Source organism: Arthrobacter sp. P1_A5, assembly GCF_056406825.1.
Window position 1 is genome coordinate 1 of record NZ_JBFTZL010000281.1, and the last position, 3211, is coordinate 3211.

Consider the following 3211-nt stretch of genomic DNA (forward strand, 5'->3'; position numbering starts at 1 on the left):
GCGGCGCGCAGCTGCAGACCGGCGTCGAGCTCCTCCTCCACCAGTGCGCCGTGGCTCGCGGCGAAGCGGTCCACCCAGCCCGGCAGCCGCGCCCCGGAGACGAACGCCACACGGGTGTCGGGTGTTGTCATGGCGCGGGTCTCCGTTACGAGGGTGTCTGGGCAGGGGGGAACTAGAAGTAGCCTATCTATGTGGATGATCTCTTTGGCGCAGGGCGGGACGGCGGCGCCGCTATCGAGGATGAGGGCGACGCTGACCAGACCGGCGAGAGCCGCCGGGTCTCCCCGCGCAGCCCGCTCGCCGTCCGGATGCGGCCTCGGACACTTGATGACGTGGTGGGCCAGCAGCACCTCCTCGGCCACGGCTCGCCGCTGCGCCAGCTCGCCGCAGGCACGGACGCCACCGGCCCCGCGGGTCCCAGTTCGCTGATCCTCTGGGGCCCTCCGGGTACCGGCAAAACCACGCTCGCGCACGTCATCGCCAAGGGCCCAGGGCGGAAGTTCGTCGAGCTCTCCGCCATCACTGCCGGCGTCAAGGACGTCCGCCGCGTCATGGACGAAGCCCTCACCGCCCGTGACCTGTTCAAAACCACCACTGTGCTGTTCCTGGATGAGATCCACCGCTTCAACAAGGCCCAGCAGGACGCCCTATTGCCCGGCGTCGAAAACCGCTGGGTGGTCCTGGTCGCCGCGACCACCGAAAACCCCTCCTTCTCCGTCGTTTCCCCGCTGCTATCGCGCTCCCTGCTGTTGACGCTCAAACCGCTCACCGACGCCGATGTCGAGGGCCTTCTCCTGCGGGCCGCAACGGATGACCGCGGGCTCGGCGGCAAAGTGGAACTCAGCGACGAGGCCCTGGCACACCTCGTCCGGCTCTCCGGCGGGGATGCCCGCCGTGCGCTGACCGCGCTTGAGGCGGCGGCCGGCGTCGCGTTCGGGGACGCGGACGACGCCGACGCAGTCGTAGCCGGCACAGCCAGCGGGGCGCCCGAGGCGGCCCCGGTGAAGATCGAGCTCAAACACACCGAACGCGCCCTGGATGTTGCCTCCGTCCGCTACGACCGGGCCGGGGACCAGCATTACGACGTCGCCAGCGCGTTCATCAAGTCGATCCGGGGTTCCGACGTCGACGCCGCGCTGCACTACCTGGCCCGGATGCTGGAGGCGGGCGAGGACCCCCGGTTCGTGGCCCGCAGGATCGTGATCTCGGCGGCTGAGGACGTCGGCATGGCTGACCCGACTGCGCTGCAGACCGCCGTCGCGGCGGCCCAGGCCGTACAGCTGATCGGCATGCCGGAAGGCCGCATCATCCTCGCCGAAGCCGTGGTGCATCTGGCCACCGCGCCGAAGTCCAACGCCGCGTACATGGGCATTAACCAGGCGATCGCCGACGTCCGCGCCGGGCTCGGGAACGGCATCCCCGCCCACCTTCGCGACGCCCACTACCCGGGCTCGAAACAGCTCGGCCACGGCAAGGGCTACAAATACGCCCACGATGCCCCGCACGCCGTCGCCACGCAGCAATACCCGCCGGACGACCTCGTCGGGCGCAACTACTACGAACCCACCGGCAACGGGGCCGAACGCGACATCGCCACCCGGCTCGAGCGGCTTCGGAAGATCATCCGCGGCACCTGAAAGGCACGTGGGCGGCAAGTGAACGCCCGTGACCTGCGGCTGGTCGGCGGCGCCCGGTGGCGCCGGAATCCGCCGTTGACATAGGGGCCAAGAGGTCTAACGTGGAATTACGGCGGCATGGATCTGCTGACCGTCCGTGCGGCGCAGGGGACAGCGCGGTCACATCGCTGGCTCCCTCGTTCCGGACCCCGGAACGGCAGCCGGCTTCGCTCCATCCCAGCTCATCCAGCGCGAGCGTTCCCGTCCCGTCCCCGGCAGGTGTCCCATGAGTATCAACTTCGTTACAGCCATGGCAGTGAAGTCCTTCGATGTGCCGGACAAGAAACGGTGCCCGGACAAGGCCGAATTCGACCTCTGCACAGTGAACGACTACTCGGTGGCCCGGCTGATCCTGGGCCCGGGCTGGCGGTGGTCGGAGAACACCAGACCCTACGAGCGGACCGACGTCTGCCTGCACCACCATCTCGGCTTCTGCATCTCCGGTGAAATGGAAGTCGAAACGGCCGAAGGGCTGCGCTCCACGATCCACGCCAACGACACCTACGCGATTCCGCCGGGACACGACGAATGGGTGGTGGGCCCGAAACCGTTCGTGGCCGTGGAATTCCTGGGCGCGGCGTCCTTCGGGCGCAGCGGTGTCCGGGGAGCGCACGCCAGAATCTGACTTCGGTCCGCCGGCCGGATCTGGTAGGCTGGACCGTTGTCTGGCAAGGCACGGACGCACAATCCATGGAAACTTCGGTTCGATGAGGGTTGCCCTGTGCCCAGTAGCAAAAGGCAGCGGTTGGCCGATGCTCTCCATCGTGGAGGCCAGTAACACTGACACACCGCAGATATTGGAAGGACACAAGTGGCTAACAACACTCGTGCTCGCCGTACCGCACGCCTTTCGCGTGCACTCGGCATCGCTCTGACCCCTAAGGCCGCCAAGTACATGGAGCGCCGCCCGTACGGCCCCGGTGAGCATGGCCGTGCCCGCAAGAAGCAGGACTCCGACTACGCCGTACGTCTGCGCGAAAAGCAGCGTCTGCGCGCCCAGTACGGCATCCGCGAAGCCCAGATGACCCGTGCCTTCGAAGAAGCACGCCGCACCAAGGGCCTGACCGGTGAAAACCTGATCGAACTGCTCGAAATGCGTCTCGACGCCCTCGTGCTGCGTGCCGGCTTCGCCCGCACCATCGCCCAGGCCCGCCAGCTGGTTGTGCACCGCCACATCCTCGTTGACGGCATCCGCGTTGACCGCCCGTCTTTCCGCGTCGGCGAGGGCCAGCTGGTCCACGTTCACAGCCGCAGCGAGACCATGCCTCCGTTCCAGGTAGCAGCAGCCGGCGCTCACCGCGACGTCCTGCCGATCGTTCCGGCTTACCTGGACGTCAAGCTTGACGCCCTGCAGGCCCGCCTGGTGCGTCGCCCCAAGCGCTCCGAGATCCCCGTGACCTGCGAAGAGCAGCTCGTCGTGGAATTCTACGCACGCTAATTCAAAAGGCATCACCTACAAAGAAGCCCGTGGCAAGCGCCGCGGGCTTCTTTGTATGTAAGGTACTTGGGGGAGTTCCCCGGGAGCCGGTTCCGCC

The 3211-nt window shown here is 67.4% G+C and carries 3 protein-coding genes; all 3 read left to right on the forward strand.

The window, feature by feature from the left end; all coding sequences use genetic code 11:
- Positions 1–308: 308 nt before the first annotated feature.
- The 3 genes from AC1D1S_RS20270 to rpsD all read left to right on the forward strand — a co-directional run bounded on the left by AC1D1S_RS20270 (position 309) and on the right by rpsD (position 3114).
- Complete coding sequence (locus tag AC1D1S_RS20270) at positions 309–1637, forward strand: replication-associated recombination protein A (RefSeq protein WP_476995341.1); 1329 nt, start codon at positions 309–311, stop codon at positions 1635–1637.
- 265 nt (positions 1638–1902) lie between these two features.
- Positions 1903–2301 carry a cupin domain-containing protein gene (locus AC1D1S_RS20275; RefSeq protein WP_028276474.1) on the forward strand — a complete coding sequence of 133 codons (399 nt, stop codon included), beginning with the start codon at positions 1903–1905 and terminating at the stop codon, positions 2299–2301.
- 186 nt (positions 2302–2487) lie between these two features.
- Positions 2488–3114, forward strand: a complete 627-nt coding sequence (gene rpsD, locus AC1D1S_RS20280; RefSeq protein WP_018773157.1) for a 30S ribosomal protein S4 — start codon at positions 2488–2490, stop codon at positions 3112–3114.
- The last annotated feature ends 97 nt before the right edge of the window (positions 3115–3211 follow it).